This window comes from Vibrio sp. NFR (assembly GCF_027587095.1).
In the GTDB taxonomy this organism is placed as follows: domain Bacteria; phylum Pseudomonadota; class Gammaproteobacteria; order Enterobacterales; family Vibrionaceae; genus Vibrio; species Vibrio harveyi.
Map to the genome: position 1 here is coordinate 347643 of NZ_JAPPTN010000004.1, position 15973 is coordinate 363615.

Consider the following 15973-nt stretch of genomic DNA (forward strand, 5'->3'; position numbering starts at 1 on the left):
TTGCCAAGCATCAGATACAAAAAAACCAGCTTTCGCTGGTCTATTGGTGATGCTTTCGCATCTGGATATCGCCATTGCCATACCCAAAAATATGGAGGCGCCTCCCGGAGTCGAACCGAGGTCCACGGATTTGCAATCCGCTGCATAGCCACTCTGCCAAGGCGCCAAATTTTTTACGCTTAAAGGCTCTGCCCCGCTGCGTTGGTTGCTACTTTACGGATTCAGGAAATATAGTCAAACAAAAATCCAAAATTTCTGTTTGTTTGCTTTGTTTTAAACCAATCCGATGTTAATTCGACCTAAACCGTCCAGATTTACTCGCTTTGGTTAAAGCAAATCAAAGATAGGCAAAAGAAAAGCGGCAATCAGTGCCGCTTTTCTCTCTTAAATCTCGTGGTTAACCGTTGGCAACGCGTTTAAACAAGCGTCCTACTACGTTTGGATGGTAAGACCAAGTGTGGTCAAACATCGACATTAAGGCTGGGTTGCCGTACTTAGATAAGCTAATGGCATGGAAGCGGTTCTTCTTCGCTTTTAACGCATCGACTTTTGCAAGCAGTTCATCTTGCTGTTTTGGCGCAATGAAGTCTGAAATAACAACCATATCGGCGTTTTTGTATTTGTCGCTGTTCATCAAATCGATGGATTTAATCAACGTTGGCTCCAAATCCGTACCACCATGGAAGCTGTAAGTTAAAAAGTCGGCGGCTTCACGTAAGCCATCCTGACGAGTTAACTCGTAAGTAATGTGCTCCGTGGAGAAGATGATCACGTAGCAATCTCGTTGTTCAGCCAGAGCGATTTGCATCAGTGCATAAGCCATAGCTTTGGCACATTGCTCTGGAAAGCCACTCATCGAGCCTGACGCATCAACACAAACAATAAACGGTCCTTTTTCAACGTCTACCTCTTTATGATCGGGTTTGTGCGCTTTCACTTTACGCAGTGTGCGAGACTTACCTTGCGTGCGGTAGTTCATCAAGCGTTTATCAACCAAATGCTTGTAGAACACCACTTCCAGCTCTGGGTACGCCAAAAACATGGTTTCGTTAGGTAGCAGTTTGTTGAGATCATCACTTTCATGAATACCGACGATATCGTCTGTCGCTTCGTCACTCTTTTCCTCAACCATTTGCAGCTCTTCTGCTGGCGCGCGGTTGAGGTCAGGATCATTCACTTGCCCCGCCATGCGACCAAGCTGTTCTGCGATTTCTTGCAAGCCTTTGTGCTTTTTAAGGAACTCTGCGTGACGCTTCATCACGGTTAAGTCTGTTTTACTCAACTTAGCTGACGCCATATCCCATAAGCGCCCTACGCTTTCTTCGTCACCAGACTCCGTCACTTTATCCATGTTACGCATGGTTTCCATACGCTGATAAAGGTCGTTGAGGACTTTTTCTTTGTTCTCTTCAAGCTCGGAAACTTGTGCTTGTTTGATTGCTTCTGCAAGGCTTTGATACCACTGGTCACAGAAGTAATGAGGGAACATTGGGTTATTCACGCCCTTGTTCTTCTCCATCATGCGACGCGCTTGCATGTAAAACGCCGAGTGCCATTCAAGCTTCTTGATCACGTCATCAATGCGTTCAAAGAACTCGTTCTCATCCCAATAGATGACTTCTTGGTAGAGTGCGAGTTCCTGTTGAAAACGCTCTGTCTCACAGACTTTCGTCATGCGCTTTTTCACGTTGCCACGCCATTTAAGCAGATGGTTTTTCACGGAGGATTTCATGCCTCGGTTTTCTGCCATCATCATGACTTGTGAACGCGCCATTAAATCGTTAACCGCACTATCAATGATGCCTGAATCCGCCACCATGAGCGCTAAGTTGAGTCCGTCTGCACCTAACATGTCGTCTCCTTAAGAGAAAAACTGATGTAAGTTTTTGAAGCGTTGAATGATCTTCTCGCTTTCACCTTGGATAGACTCAAGTCTCTGGCTCACCTGTTGCAGACTCGACTCCATTAGACGTGGTAACTCTGGATCCACGAAACTGTGTGGTAATGCGCCATGGAAGTTGGCTTTGACCTTACGCATATGATGTTCAGCTTCACTCAATTGGCTGACTGCTTTTTCGCTTTCTGCCAACCATTTTTGGTAAAGCTCAACGTCTAAACCTTGTTGGGTAACCAAGCTCACCAACACGCCTCGGTTAGCAATGTCACGGATCACTAGGTTGTTGGCTGCATCGACATCAAAACGCAGACGACACATATTGGTGTTTTGGTTCACGTAGCCATACACATCGCCATGACCTTCTTTGATCACTCGGTCAAGTTCGTCTTTTGGAACGTATACCCAACGGCTGTCACCCTTCTCTGATTCAGAAACCGACATGTTACTTTGCAGAATAACCAGCTTAACCAGATTCACCGCCGCGCCTACTTTGTAAATTTTCGCTTTGGATGTATCGAAGCTCATGGTTTCTTTGCGAAGCAGACCTGTTGCCGCTTCTGCGTTTAGCGTCATGCGATATTTGTCTTCAAGCTCATGCTGTACATCAACCAAAGATTCACGACAGTATTCGATCTCTTGTTCTGCTTCTTGCTGGTCGAAGGCATGCTTAAGAGCGAACTCTTGAATCACACCGCGAACGACATCGCGTGACTCAGGGCTGTTCCATAAACAATCTTGAAGTAGCAGAAGATCAAGTGGATTGATCTCGTCACGCCCATTAAAGAACGCACTTGCTTTAAGCAGCTTGACCGCTTTCTTCCAACGGCGGTCAGACACGTACATGTCTGTTAATGATGCGTCGCCAAACTCAGACTCGACTTTGGTTTCCAACATCGTTTTTAGTTGGAAAAGCTTTTCGAATGCGTTGTCGGTCAGAGTGAGTTTGTCGAGCTGCTGCTGCCAGCGGTGGTATTCTTCGTCTGTGATCGCCAAGCCCTCTGGAACTTGCGCTTCTTGAGACGTACCCACTGTCAGCATGGATTTGAAGTTTTGTTTGTCCTGAATGCGGTTTACAAACACGCGTACCAACATACGGTCGTAAAGTGCGTCTAAGCCGCTGTCTTCATCTGGCAGTTCATTTGATGCAGAAACCAAAAGGCGCATCGGTACACGTTCGATATCGCTGCCATTTTTAAATGTCTTTTCGTTCACAACGGTCAATAGCGTGTTCAGAATCGCAGGACCCGCCTTCCAAATCTCATCAAGGAAAACCACTTGCGCCGTTGGTAAGTAGCCTTGAGTAAGACGGACATAACGACCGTTGTCTTTTAGCTCTTGAATGCTCAATGGACCAAACACTTCTTCAGGTGTTGAGAAGCGTGTCATGAGGTATTCAAAATAACTGCTATTATCAAAAGCTTGGATAAGTCGTTTTGCGATTAAGCTTTTTGCGATCCCAGGAGGACCAAGAAGGAAGACGCTTTCGCCGGCAAGAGCGGCAAGAAGACAAAGTTTGATGGTGTGTTCGCGTTCGTAAACGCCATCAGTTAACGCTTTCGCTAGCTTGTTGATACGCTCTGAAAGAAGCGCCTTTTCTGCATTAGATGCGAAAGATGGTTGAATCATAGAAGCTCCGGCTGTTGAACTGAGGCTGTATATATAATTTTATACATTTGTTATCACTTTGTTACAAGTGTATTTTTTAATGAACCTCGTTTATACCAGATGCTCTTCGCGCGCGTGCGCGAGCAACCATAGTTTTCATTTATGAGACATAACTCACTGAATGCGCTGGTTTCGCAAGAGTATGAAACCATTTTCTTCTTTTGTTTCTGGTGGTTTGTGGTTAATGTGCAAAACATGTCAATGCGCGGTTACAGCTAGGATCCACAACTGCATGAGCAATACAATTCATAAATGGAAGCAGATTTCTCTGGTCGAAGAGGAAGTTAAACTACCAACTGGTCGGATGATTACACATACCACTATCCAACACCCCGGTGCTGCCGTTATCTTACCTATTACTTCAGATGGCAACATCGTTCTTGTTAATCAATTCCGTCCCTCTCTTAACAAATGGCTGCTTGAATTGCCTGCTGGCACACGTGAAGGCGATGAAGATCCATTGCATTGTGCTGAAAGAGAGTTGGAAGAAGAAACAGGATACAGCGCCGAAAAGTTCACATCGCTTGGTCAAGTTACCCCTCTTGCTGGTTTCTGTGATGAAATCCAGTACTTGTTTGTTGCCGAACAACTGAACAAAACCAATCGATACGAGTGTGACGACGACGAAGTTATTGAAGTAGTGACATTGTCACGAGAAGAACTCGAACAACAAATTATTCAAGGCATTATTACGGATGCCAAAACTATCGCTTGCCTAAGCAAAGCTCGTCTTTGCGGTTATATTTAGGTCTTTTCGACCGAGGAGAGAATTATGGACTTTCGATCAGATACCGTTACGCAACCTACCCAAGCAATGCGTGAAGCAATGTTTACCGCTCCTGTCGGCGATGATGTGTACGGTGATGACCCAACCGTTAACGAGTTAGAGCAATTTGCGGCTGAGCTTGCGGGCTTTGAAGCGGCAATGTTCACGACCTCTGGTACACAGGCAAACTTACTTGGCTTAATGGCGCATTGTGAGCGCGGTGATGAATACCTATGTGGTCAGCAAGCGCATAACTACAAGTACGAAGCTGGCGGCGCGGCGGTACTGGGTTCTATTCAACCTCAACCGATTGAGAACAACCCAGACGGTACTTTGCCGTTCGATAAGCTAGAAGCCGCTATCAAGCCAGATGACGCGCACTTTGCACGTACTCGCCTGCTTAGTCTGGAAAACACCATCAACGGTAAAGTGATTCCTCTTTCTTACCTTGCAGAGGCTCGTGAGTTCGTAAACAAACATAACTTGCAGATGCACCTAGATGGCGCTCGCGTATTCAACGCAGCTGTTGCGCTTGATGTTCCAGTCAAAGAAATTGGTCAGTACTTTGATTCAATGACTATCTGTCTGTCGAAAGGATTGGCAGCTCCTGTTGGTTCGCTACTGCTTGGTAGCAAAGAGTACATCGCAAAAGCACGCCGCCTAAGAAAGATGGTCGGCGGTGGTATGCGCCAAGCGGGTATTCTTGCTGCAGCTGGCAAACTAGCCCTTACCGAGCAAGTAGAACAGCTAAAACAAGACCACATCAATGCAAAAACCTTGGCGGAAGGTTTAGCGGAATTGCCTGGTTTCTCTGTTAATCCAGAGTTTGTTCAAACCAACATCGTCTTTGCCAAGCTTGATCCACAAGTGGATATCGCTGGTATTGCAGAAAAGATGAAGGAGCAAGGCATAACAATTACGCCAGGAAACCCAATCCGCTTCGTGACGCACAAAGATATTTCGGCACAAGACATCGATACCTTCCTATCTAGCCTTAAATCTCTGCTTTAACTTGATTTTGATCATTGAGCTTCCCCTAAGGGGAAGCTTTATTCTATGCGCTTTAAAGAACTACAATGAGTGCATTTCATGCTTAGATACGTGCTTCTAACGTCTCTTCTTATCTCTTCCTCTGTTGTGGCGAAACCTTTTGGTGACGTTGATAAAGGCAAACTTAAATCGCCAAGCTGTGTTTACTGTCATGGCTCGAACGGCATGACGACAAACGACGCTTACCCTAACCTAGCCGGTCAGAATGCTCAGTACCTGTATGATTCTATGAAAGCCTATCAAGATGGGATTCGCTTAGGTCCTTTGGCAGAAATGATGGCAGCCCAGTTACGCATGCTGAATGATGAAGATTTGCGCGATGTTGCCGCGTTTTATTCAGAACAAACTTCTCATGCAGAAAAGTGAATAATTATGGGACTTGTGAATCACCACAAGTCCTAATTCCGTTTTCATTCGCACAACATCTAATCAAAACAATTAACCATTAAATCATTGATAAGCAACTCAACCCTCTTCAGATCAAATTATTGATGAATTTATAGTTCATCAACTCAGTTAATATTGACTTTTTATTCTATTTTATCGATATTTCATGCTTTCTATAATTCGACGTGAAATAGGTTATGTCTCACACACACGCTCAGCCATCGGAATCGGCGGCAACCCCTAAATCATGGCAGATGCCTGATACCCTCATTTTGATCTTCATTGTTGGTATTCTTGCTGCGATTCTTACCTACTTAATTCCTGCTGGTCATTTCGATAGCCAACAGGTGACCTACATGGTCGACGGTGCAGAAAAAACTCGCACAGTTATCGATCCATCTTCTTTCTCTTATGCAACCGACGAAAACGGTGAATTGGTTTACAACAAAGTTGGACTGTTCGCTTCAGGCGGTGGCATTGGTCTAATGAACTTCCCATTCGAAGGTCTGGTTTCAGGCTCTAAATGGGGAAGCGCGATCGGCGTGATCATGTTCATGCTGGTTATCGGTGGTGCATTTGGTGTGGTAATGCGCACAGGCACAATCGATAACGGTATCCTTCGCCTTATCGATAAGACCAAAGGTAACGAAGCGCTATTCATTCCAGTTCTGTTCTTGCTGTTCTCTTTGGGCGGCGCAGTATTTGGTATGGGTGAAGAAGCCGTTGCATTTGCGATTATTATCGCACCACTAATGGTTCGCCTTGGCTACGATGGTATTACTACTGTAATGGTGACCTACGTTGCGACTCAGATTGGTTTTGCAACGTCTTGGATGAACCCATTCTCGGTAGCGATCGCGCAAGGTATTGCTGGTATTCCGGTTCTGTCTGGTATGACTGTACGTATGGGTCTGTGGGCTGGCTTTACACTTATCGGTATTGCTTTCACTATGATTTACGCAGCGCGTATCAAAGCAAACCCTGAGCTTTCTTACAGCCGTCGTACTGACAAATACTTCCGTCAGCAAGAGCTAGGTGACCACGATTCTCGTTGGAACCTAGGTGACACCCTAGTTATCCTTACGGTTATCGCAACGACAGTATGGGTTGTTTGGGGCGTAGTGGCTAACGCATGGTACATCCCAGAAATCGCATCTCAATTCTTCACAATGGGCTTTGTTGTTGCGATTATCGGTACGATCTTCCGTCTGAACGGCATGACGCTTAACTGTGCGGCTGACGCATTTAAAGAAGGTGCAGCAATCATGCTTGCCCCTGCTCTATTGGTTGGTTGTGCGAAAGGTGTATTGCTTATCCTAGGTGGCGGTACTACTGATGAAGCGAGCGTACTGAACTCGATCCTGAATAGCGCTGGTGGCGTAATCAGCGGTCTTCCTGACGTTGCTGCGGCTTGGTTGATGTATGTTTTCCAATCTATCTTCAACTTCTTCGTGACTTCAGGTTCTGGTCAAGCAGCGCTGACAATGCCTCTATTGTCTCCTCTTGCAGACATCGCTGGCGTTACACGTCAGGTAGCCGTTCTAGCATTCCAACTTGGTGACGGTTTTACTAACGTTATCGTTCCAACTTCAGCGTCGCTAATGGCAACACTAGGTGTATGTCGTATCGACTGGGGTGACTGGGCGAAATTCTGCTGGCGCTTTATGCTATTACTCTTTACCCTATCGAGCATTGTCGTCGTCGCAGCTCACGTGATGGGTTTTGCGTAAACTAATTACCAATATCCCCAAGCAACTTAAACGCGAAAGCGGAGTTTGGGTATAAAGAATAAGGCGAGACAAGGTTCTCGCCTTTTTTAATTCAAGCCGTATGGCAAACAAGCATCGAAGTAAGATGTTTTGGAGTGACAACTTTAATGGCAACACAATTTCTGGATGACGTAATTCAAGGTCATCAAGTCATTCAATCTCTTGACGTAACAGACTTGCCTGCAGGCGAGCATAAGTTTTGGTTCCGTATCGCAACCAACGCCCTCTCTCAATGGCAACATTTGCCTGTGTTGGTTTTCAAAGGCGAAAAACCGGGTAAGAAAATCATGATCACAGCAGGTGTTCATGGTGACGAATACAACGGTGTTTTAGCGGCGCAAAAGACCGCTCGTGAACTGATTGGTAAAGACATCGCAGGTACTGTAACTGTCGTTCCGACCATCAACCTGACGGGTATGCTGAACCACAGCCGTGACTTCTTCTCTACGGATCCAGATGCATCTCCTGCAAACTTAAACCGTTTCTTCCCTGGTGATGCAAACGGCAACGACGCAAACCGCTTCCTATTTGCTTTGTGGAATAACCTTCTTAAACCGAACGCAGAACTGGCGATTGATTTGCACACTCAAACCACTGGTGCTGCTTACCCGCTGTACGTGTTTGCCGATTTCCGTATTGAGCAATCTCTAGAAATGGCTCGCCTCATTAACCCAGATGCGATTCTTAACGATCCGGGTGACGCTGGAGTACTTGAAACCGTCTGGAACAACAGCGGCATTCCAAGCATCACCATCGAGGTGGGCATGGGTCGTTACACAGAACAAGAGCTGATCGACCGTACCATGACTGGCATCTTCAATATCCTTGCTCGTCATGACGTAGTGACTAGTGAAGTTGCAGAAATCACTCCTTGCTTAGAAGGCAAAGACATCATCAGCATTCGCGCTGAATTGGGTGGTTTTGTACTACCACAAGTGAAGATGATGGATAAGGTAGAGCAAGGTCAATTGGTTGCGATTCAATACGACAGCTTTGGTGATGAGATTCAGCGTTACACAGCGCCAACAGAAGGCACGGTACTGAGCCACAACATTGAATCGATCCGAGCGCCAGGTTCTTTGGTTGTTCGACTGATTAAGTAATACCTTTGAATTTAACAGTTCACAAATTCAAACTGTTAGACTCAAACCAATAACACAAAGCCCTGCATAACTTGCAGGGCTTTTCTTTGTTGCTCTCTTCGACATGCTTCAGCTAAACTTTGCGTGACAATGTCACTAACAAAACCAAAGCTGCACACGACATAAGAACAAATCCAAGGTTTTGAATCATTCCAGCTAAACCTAGACCCGAACCAATCATCAAGTAGTACATCAATCCTAGCAATGCCCCTGCACTGCCCGCTTGTTGCTTGTAATCAACCAAAGCGGTACTCAGTACATTTGGAATGGCGATACCAAATGCCATCACAATAAATAACATTGGCGCCAAGAACCAAATCGATGTTTGCAACATAAAAACACCGAAGCCTCCGATGATCAAAAATGCTGATGCGATCCAAAGCAGATGCGTTTGTGAGCGACCTTTTGCTAGCAATGACTTGTTCATCAAACTGCCGATTAAGGTACCCACGCCCAATATCACACCGCTGTATCCGAACTGCTCAGAACTCAGTCCGAGCTGCTCAAAAGTGAATGCGCCCAATTGGTAGTATGCGAATAAAGCAATGTTGTAGAGCGCAACCAACAACGCAGATTGCCAGATTTGAGCATCTTTCAACATTCGTCCAAGTAATGAACCTATGTTTAGCGGCTGCTTTTGAGTTTGTGTTTCAGGTAGATTAACCGCGTTATAGCACAGCAACACAAGCGCCAAAATAAACAACGTAAAGAACACAACCTGATAGCCACCGAGTGCTGTTAACTGACCACCGAGTAACATGCCAATCACTGGGCTAATGGAAATACCCATGCCCATAACGCTAAATACTTTGCTTAGCTCATCACCTGAAAAGCTGTCTCTTAGCATGGTTTGTGTCACGACCGACCCAACCGCGATACCAAAAGCACTGAACGCGCGAGCCATCATCATCACATCAAAGCTTTCTGTTTGCATAGCGACCAAAGCAGATACGCCGTAAACAAGCAACCCTGCCAGCATGGTTGGGCGTCTTCCCCACTTATCTGCCAAGATTCCCCAAACCACCACGCCAATAGCAAACGCAGAAAAATAGATAGATAGGGTTTGCGCCGCTTGCGAATACGTCACAGCAAATGACTGAGCAATGTTGCCAAGTGCTGGGCTGTATATGGTCTCCACAATTTGCGGAAACATCAGCATCACCACCATCAACCCAATAGAAGGTTTCGTTTTCATTTTTACCTCTCTGTCCCACCCCTGCCGATATTTCGTGGCTTAAGTGGGTAACGAACTTAACTTGGCGTGCAGTATAGAAGGCGTTATGCTTTACCCATTAACAACATTAAAACCAAAAACATCAAGATTCGGACAAATGGCAATTATTGAAGATAATACTCGATTCGATGCGGACGCGATTGCCGCGAGTGTAGTTGGCATCGCAGCAGATGTCGGCCAACATGATTCCGGTATGCACGAACACAAGAAAGGACAATTGCTTTATGCGCCACAAGGCTGCATGACTTTCGCACTCGATAACTCTATTTGTACCTTACCACCAACTAAAGCAGTGTGGATTCCTCCGCAGACTTCTCACAGAGCCGTCATGACCAACGTTGTAGCTTACCGTTCACTCTATTTCGATTGCAGTAAATACACCTGCCCTGATGAGATAGTGATGATTGAGGTGAACGATCTTTTAAAAGCACTGATCGACAAAATGGCATTGTGGGAGTGGGATATTGAAGAAACGAAAACCCAAGCAACGAGCGCTTTGTTTTGGGAAGAGTTTTACCAAGCGAAGCAGTTTGAGTTCTCTTTACCCTTGCCTTCTGATAGGCGTTTAACAGGGTTTCGCAAGGCAATGACCAAGGGTGATTTTATAGCTCCTGAGTTAAACCAACTGTCACAAACCGTTGGCGCGAGCAGCAAAACTATCACTCGCCTATTTAAGGCTGAGACTGGCATGTCTTATCAAGATTGGCGTCAACAATGGCGGCTACTTAAGGCTATTGAGCTCTTATGTGAAGAAAGACAAGTCAGTGATGTTGCCCATTGTTTGGAGTTCTCATCAGATAGCGCATTTATTGCGTTCTTTAAGAAACAAACCGGACAGACACCACTGAGTTTTATGAAGCACAGATCGTTGTTATAAGGCGATCATTTCGTGTGTTATTTGGTTTGGTCTACGAGAATTAATTCGTCCAACACAAAGCCTTTCTCTTTTGCTACTTGTTTGAAACGCTCGACCGTTGCTTTATCGACAGTTGGTGTGCGTGACAGTAGCCATAGGTAGTCGTGATTGAAACCAGAGATAAACGCGTAGTCGTAGTTCTCACCTAGCTCAAATACGATGTAAGACGAATAAAACGGACCGAAGAAAGACACTTTTAAATGCCCTGTGTTTTCACCATCAACGAAATACGCTTTGCCGTCTGCTTGTGTCCACTCTTTATCTTCTTCTGAATAACCTCGGTTGATAACCGTTACGCCACCATCCTCACGGAGCTCGTATTCAGCCGTCACATTTGATAAACCGCGCTCAAAAGAGTGATCAAGACGCGCAATTTCATACCACTTACCTAGGTATGGTTGAAGTTCAAAGTTGTTGACAGGCTCCACGCCGTCCGGTTTAGACGTACAGCCAAACAACGTTGCAAGGGACAAAAGTAAAAGTGTTTTAAGAGATTTCATACAGCAACCTGAAATTAATTTAGTGTCTGATTTTACTATAGAAGATAAAAATTCGATCAGAAATTAATGTATCGAAATTCTCCACAGGACAGTCCTACGTCTTGGAAACCTTGTAGTGCTTCAAACACATTAAAGTGGCTCACGACAACAACCTTTCGATATTGGCGGTAACGATCCAGCACCAACTCAGCCCGTGCTTTTAGCTCATCAACATGTTCGTAGCGATTATCGGTCATTGGAATACCCGCTTTTAACAGCTCTCGGTATTCGAGCCAGCGTCGGTCTCTCTCATTCAATGTAATGTAGCCGCCTTCTTTGTCAGCACGCCACTCTCTCAAGTCATGCTCAACAAACAAAGGCAAACCGCGGTGACGATTGAGAATTTCTGCAGTTTGAAGAGTACGCGTATAAGGTGAGCTGATGATGATATCGGCATCGTCAAATGCTACATGATTGAGTTTTTGTTGCAGCACGGGCAAATGCTCTCGGCAAAGCGGCGCATAATCCTTCTCAAGTTGGGTCATCTGTCGCTCATCCGCTAACGTAAAATCTGGCACGCCATGCCTTACAAATACAATATCCATATTGTGGTGCTCGTCCTTGTTAAATTGCTATTGAGAAATTGGAGTCAGTTTTAGATAGGAATGAACTTCTCCATTTTTGTATTCAATCGCAGAGTGGATCGAAGGTTCACGGTTTCCCACAACAGAAAGTTCATAAGTGTTTTCACCTTTGTAGATCGTGATATGAAGTACACCAGCCTCTAGCTCCCAATGTCCTTTGGTATGAAGGCGTCCAAACAAGGTGTATTCATCAAGTGAACCATCTGCATGCAAATGTACCTCTGTGATGTAGCCACCCGTGCAGCTCTTGATCCAGCAACGATCACTGACTTCTTCGAGGCGTATTTCTCTTTTGCTTGCCTTCCATTTTGAGAAACGTTCCGACTCAGCAAAAGATGCTTCGATATCGGAATGTTCTTTTATGGGCGTCCCTTCAAGCTCGCGCAAGCAAAGCTGAATCCAACTAGTTATTTGCATGGAATATCCTTAAGGTTTCAATTGCCCTTTTTACGCCTAAACGTGGGCTGCTTAATACTGGAATGTCGACATCAACTAATGATGCAGCACCTGACATCGAAGCTTGTGCCAGTACGATTACGTCATAATCACGAGCCTTTTGCTCTATTACCGCTTTTATCTTGTCGTAATAGCCTTGGTTATCTTGGTCGAGAAAACGCTCCCAAGCCCCTTCAACCACAAACGTATCTAACTGACGGATACAATTGCCCTCACTTGTCTCAAGTAACGCCAAGCTAGGTTCAATGGTTGTCGATAATGCCGCGAGTAACAACACTCGCTCATGAGTGACAGCTTGGTCACCCATCGCGCGGTCGATACGCTGAACATTGGTTCCCTGCTCCGTAAGTGATTCAGCAAAGCGACCAATTGAGGAGCAGGTACAAACCACCAAGTTTGCTTGTTCAGAAAGCTCGCGTACTTTGCCTTGTACGGATTGTTCCACCTTAGATTCGTCCTCCCCAGCAACCAGACGCTCTAACAAGCCAGCATCGGCAAAGTGTGCGACTTTTAAATCAGGTGCGAGCTCTGTCATCAGTTCGGAGAAAGGTGGAATGTGTACGGGTGAAGTATGAAGAAAATATAGGTCGTATGGCTTCATGCTAAGTTGTCGATTTTTAGTTCAATTTCGACAACTTAGCACAAGGCGATGGGAATTAATGCGATCAGAGTTACTGTTGTGCTTCCCAAAGACCAAGAAAGTACTTGCCGTAAACCACTTCGGTTTGTAGATGCATAATCAGTAAAAATGCAATTAAAGCTAATATAAAGCGATTGAAATAACGACTGACTTTGGTACGGATTTTTATATCGAATACACCGATATGGATACCAACATAGGCAAAGGGGTAAACCAACAAAACAGCGAGTAACCAACCTAGGTAGCCGGATATCGCCATTTCTTCGTAGCCGATCATAATACCTCCACAATGAATACGACGGGAACGTTATTGGGGTCTTTTAATCTCTCGAGCTGATTTTTGCAGCGAAAGGTCAACAGACCCTAGTATTCATCATCTAACGGAGGCGGAATGTCAGGATTTACACAGCTGCGAGCCGTTGCCAAAAAGTCACTTAAATAAGTTACTTATCTATTTATAAAATCTTGAGAACCAAGAAAATCTTGTGCCATTTTTGGTGAAGTGATGTGGATGAACTCGATAGGCGAACCTTTTAAGTCATCTTTCAATTTTAAATAACGCTTCCGATTCTTTCGGTAATTCTTAACCGACCACCAAATAATCGAGTCTGTACTCAAAAACGCTTTTCTAAAGCTTTCTCTATTGCCAGTTCCTTCCCAAAACTCTTCTTGAGTCCATGCCCTTTTAATAGCACGAATTATGGAACGATAAGTGGTGATAGAACGTGAATAATCGAGCCAGATGATGGTATCGACTCTTTGCCATTTGTATGGTTGTGTTCGGCTGTAATTCCCGTCGAGTACCCAAGCGTCTTGTTGAGTTACGTCCACGACTTTATCGAAGAACGTCTCATCATCGAGTTCTTTCCAATCGGGAAGCCAGAACAACCTGTCCATTTCTATGTACGTGACACCTAATTTCATTGCGAGTTGCTTTGAAAACGTCGATTTACCGCTTGCACTGCTGCCTACTACATTGATCCTTTTCATTAAATCCTCCTAGGTGACCGTACCAAATTGACAAAGAGCGACGCATTCCAACTATAGGTAAGTCTGGAAAATGCGGAGGCGGGATATTAATGATTACGCTTTAAAGTTCTAGTGTAGGTTCAATAAGATGTGAAGTTACGCGCATAAAAAAGCCTCCAGTGAAGGAGGCTTGCAAATGAACTAATTACAACTTATCCCATGCGTCTGACCAATAAACGGTTTCACCTGGCGCATAAGAAGGATTTGAACACCACCCCGTGTATGGCCATGGTTTACATTGATACAAGTTGCCATCTGAACCTGTGACAATGTCACCTGCTTCATACGCTTTTCCAGATTCATACGGAGGGTAACTGCTGCCATCAGAAACAATCACAGAGCGTTGAGCTGTCGTAGTTTGATTAGCACTGTCCGTTACGCGGTAAACCAAGTTGTAGACGCCTAGAACGTTCACATCTACACGGCCCTCTACACGAACTTGATCAGTCAAATCACCGTCTTCTGCATCCGTGGCTTTTACACCTGCCATTGGGTCAAATGCATCACCAAGCTGGATAGTTGTATCCGCGACACCTTCAAACTCAGGCACAAGACTGTAAACAACAACCGTTCTGCTTTGCTTGGTTTCATTGTTGTCGCTGTCTTTTACACTGTAAACCAAAACATAAGTGCCAACGGTGTTCACATCAACTGAACCTTCGACAGTAATGCTGTTAGTTAGGTCTCCATCTTCTTTATCAGATGCGGTAACACCTGCATACGGATCAAATGCACTACCGTGATGCACTCGAACATCGTTGATGCCGCTAAACACCGGTTCGCCTTCACTTGGCGGTGGTGGAGTCTGACCGTGGATAAACGGACCGTAATCCTTCACAAATTTTTCACCGTACGCCTGACCATTCTTGTTGGTGCCCATATCCCAGTTAACTGACCATGTCATTACGCCACGAAGTGCCTGCCCTTGCGCTTTAAGTTGGTCAAACGCGTCGTAAAGATCTTGAGGATCTTGTACAAAGCCCGTTGCTGCTGCATCAATGTTAGATGGAATACCAAACACCAATTTGTCATGCGGAATTTTATGGAAACCACGTGTACCGTTCGATAGAGAGTCTGAAATGTAGTAAATGAATTCTTGTTTTAGCGCATCATTGTTTTGTGCAATCCAACCCACACCTTCAACCCAAATACCATCACCACCTTGGTTGTAAAATTGAGGGTTGATCCAATCGTAGTACCCTTCTAATCCAGTAATATAAGGAACGTATTTGCCACCTTCTGTTAAGTATGGAAACTCAGGCGCCATCGTAATTAGGAAGTTTTTGCCCTGCTGTTGATAGTGTTCTTTTACAAGGCGAAGTGCAGCTGGGATTACTGTTTGGTTGTCTGACGCGGTTACTGCAGATTGCTCTAAATCGATATCCAGACCATCAAAGCCGAACTTATCAGTAAGGCGGATGATCTCTTGTGCGAATGCTTGCTCATCGCCAGTTTTCAGCTCGACGTGCGCATCTGCACCACCAAGCGCAATAAGAACGGCGCGTCCTTGTTGGTTTAGTGCGCTAATTTGATCAATAAATTGTTGTTCTGAAACACCAATATTTGGATCGAGCTTAAAGGTTGGAATGCGACCTTCGCTGGTATTGAACACCTTCATGAAGGAGACGTTAACCACATTGTACATTGGGTCAACTTCATCCAGCGTCACACACGGCGCATTACCGCCCTTGTAACCAGCCCCATCGCACCAGTTATGCCAATAACCGACTACAACACCGCCATCTGGATTCACCATTTCATTAGCGGATGCTACGTTTGAAAGACCACTCAAACCCAATGCTACTGCTAGATATAGCGCTTTTTGCTTCATCGTGTTACCTCTCATCCATTTTGCTTCATCACAACAATCATTCAGCACTTTATATTAGTGCCTAATGA

16 protein-coding genes and 1 tRNA gene are annotated in these 15973 nt (G+C 45.1%); 6 read left to right on the forward strand and 11 right to left on the reverse strand.

The genetic code is table 11. From position 1 onward, the window contains the following. Positions 1-92: 92 nt before the first annotated feature. The 3 genes from OH463_RS10290 to OH463_RS10300 form a co-directional block, all read right to left on the reverse strand. Positions 93-166: transfer RNA gene (locus OH463_RS10290), tRNA-Cys, on the reverse strand. 231 nt (positions 167-397) lie between these two features. Further along, the gene (gene viaA, locus OH463_RS10295; RefSeq protein WP_269991214.1) at positions 398-1852 is read right to left on the reverse strand and encodes an ATPase RavA stimulator ViaA; all 1455 of its coding nucleotides are present in this window, start codon (positions 1850-1852) and stop codon (positions 398-400) included. Positions 1853-1861: 9 nt separating this feature from the next. Beyond that, the gene (locus tag OH463_RS10300; protein WP_269991215.1) at positions 1862-3523 is read right to left on the reverse strand and encodes an ATPase RavA domain-containing protein; all 1662 of its coding nucleotides are present in this window, start codon (positions 3521-3523) and stop codon (positions 1862-1864) included. 271 nt (positions 3524-3794) lie between these two features. Here OH463_RS10300 and OH463_RS10305 point away from each other — a divergent pair, with 271 nt between their 5' ends. The 5 genes from OH463_RS10305 to OH463_RS10325 all read left to right on the forward strand — a co-directional run bounded on the left by OH463_RS10305 (position 3795) and on the right by OH463_RS10325 (position 8637). Beyond that, on the forward strand, positions 3795-4310 hold the full coding sequence (locus OH463_RS10305; RefSeq protein WP_269991216.1) for an NUDIX hydrolase: 516 nt from the start codon (positions 3795-3797) through the stop codon (positions 4308-4310). 24 nt (positions 4311-4334) lie between these two features. Then, positions 4335-5339 carry a low-specificity L-threonine aldolase gene (gene ltaE, locus OH463_RS10310; RefSeq protein ID WP_009696116.1) on the forward strand — a complete coding sequence of 335 codons (1005 nt, stop codon included), beginning with the start codon at positions 4335-4337 and terminating at the stop codon, positions 5337-5339. 78 nt (positions 5340-5417) lie between these two features. Continuing rightward, positions 5418-5744, forward strand: a complete 327-nt coding sequence (locus tag OH463_RS10315; protein WP_269991217.1) for a c-type cytochrome — start codon at positions 5418-5420, stop codon at positions 5742-5744. A 218-nt stretch (positions 5745-5962) separates the two neighbouring features. After that, the gene (yfcC, locus tag OH463_RS10320; RefSeq protein WP_005443800.1) at positions 5963-7495 is read left to right on the forward strand and encodes a putative basic amino acid antiporter YfcC; all 1533 of its coding nucleotides are present in this window, start codon (positions 5963-5965) and stop codon (positions 7493-7495) included. 146 nt (positions 7496-7641) lie between these two features. Then, entirely contained in the window at positions 7642-8637 is a 996-nt protein-coding gene (locus OH463_RS10325) for a succinylglutamate desuccinylase/aspartoacylase family protein (protein ID WP_269991218.1), read from the forward strand. 112 nt (positions 8638-8749) lie between these two features. Here the strand turns inward: OH463_RS10325 and OH463_RS10330 are convergent, their stop codons facing one another. Beyond that, a complete protein-coding gene (locus OH463_RS10330) occupies positions 8750-9871 on the reverse strand; it encodes a multidrug effflux MFS transporter (RefSeq protein WP_269991219.1) in 1122 nt (373 codons plus the stop codon). A gap of 136 nt (positions 9872-10007) precedes the next feature. Between OH463_RS10330 and OH463_RS10335 the strand changes: the two genes are divergently transcribed. After that, positions 10008-10787, forward strand: a complete 780-nt coding sequence (locus OH463_RS10335) for an AraC family transcriptional regulator (protein WP_269991220.1) — start codon at positions 10008-10010, stop codon at positions 10785-10787. A 17-nt stretch (positions 10788-10804) separates the two neighbouring features. Here OH463_RS10335 and OH463_RS10340 read toward each other — a convergent pair whose 3' ends face one another. The 7 genes from OH463_RS10340 to OH463_RS10370 form a co-directional block, all read right to left on the reverse strand. After that, positions 10805-11326 carry a lipocalin family protein gene (locus OH463_RS10340; protein WP_045401649.1) on the reverse strand — a complete coding sequence of 174 codons (522 nt, stop codon included), beginning with the start codon at positions 11324-11326 and terminating at the stop codon, positions 10805-10807. Positions 11327-11382: 56 nt separating this feature from the next. Further along, positions 11383-11910 carry a histidine phosphatase family protein gene (locus OH463_RS10345; protein ID WP_069687593.1) on the reverse strand — a complete coding sequence of 176 codons (528 nt, stop codon included), beginning with the start codon at positions 11908-11910 and terminating at the stop codon, positions 11383-11385. Positions 11911-11937: 27 nt separating this feature from the next. Continuing rightward, positions 11938-12366, reverse strand: coding sequence for a hypothetical protein (locus OH463_RS10350; RefSeq protein WP_017818789.1), 429 nt, complete (start codon positions 12364-12366; stop codon positions 11938-11940). Beyond that, the gene (locus OH463_RS10355) at positions 12353-13006 is read right to left on the reverse strand and encodes an amino-acid racemase (protein WP_017818788.1); all 654 of its coding nucleotides are present in this window, start codon (positions 13004-13006) and stop codon (positions 12353-12355) included. The genes OH463_RS10350 and OH463_RS10355 overlap by 14 nt, the downstream gene beginning before the upstream one ends. A gap of 70 nt (positions 13007-13076) precedes the next feature. Further along, the gene (locus OH463_RS10360) at positions 13077-13322 is read right to left on the reverse strand and encodes a hypothetical protein (RefSeq protein ID WP_005446994.1); all 246 of its coding nucleotides are present in this window, start codon (positions 13320-13322) and stop codon (positions 13077-13079) included. Between the two features lie 170 nt (positions 13323-13492). Next, positions 13493-14035: a (d)CMP kinase gene (locus tag OH463_RS10365; protein WP_047515874.1), complete on the reverse strand. Its 543-nt coding sequence runs from the start codon at positions 14033-14035 to the stop codon at positions 13493-13495. A gap of 184 nt (positions 14036-14219) precedes the next feature. Then, positions 14220-15905 carry an immunoglobulin-like domain-containing protein gene (locus OH463_RS10370; protein WP_269991221.1) on the reverse strand — a complete coding sequence of 562 codons (1686 nt, stop codon included), beginning with the start codon at positions 15903-15905 and terminating at the stop codon, positions 14220-14222. Positions 15906-15973: the final 68 nt, after the last annotated feature.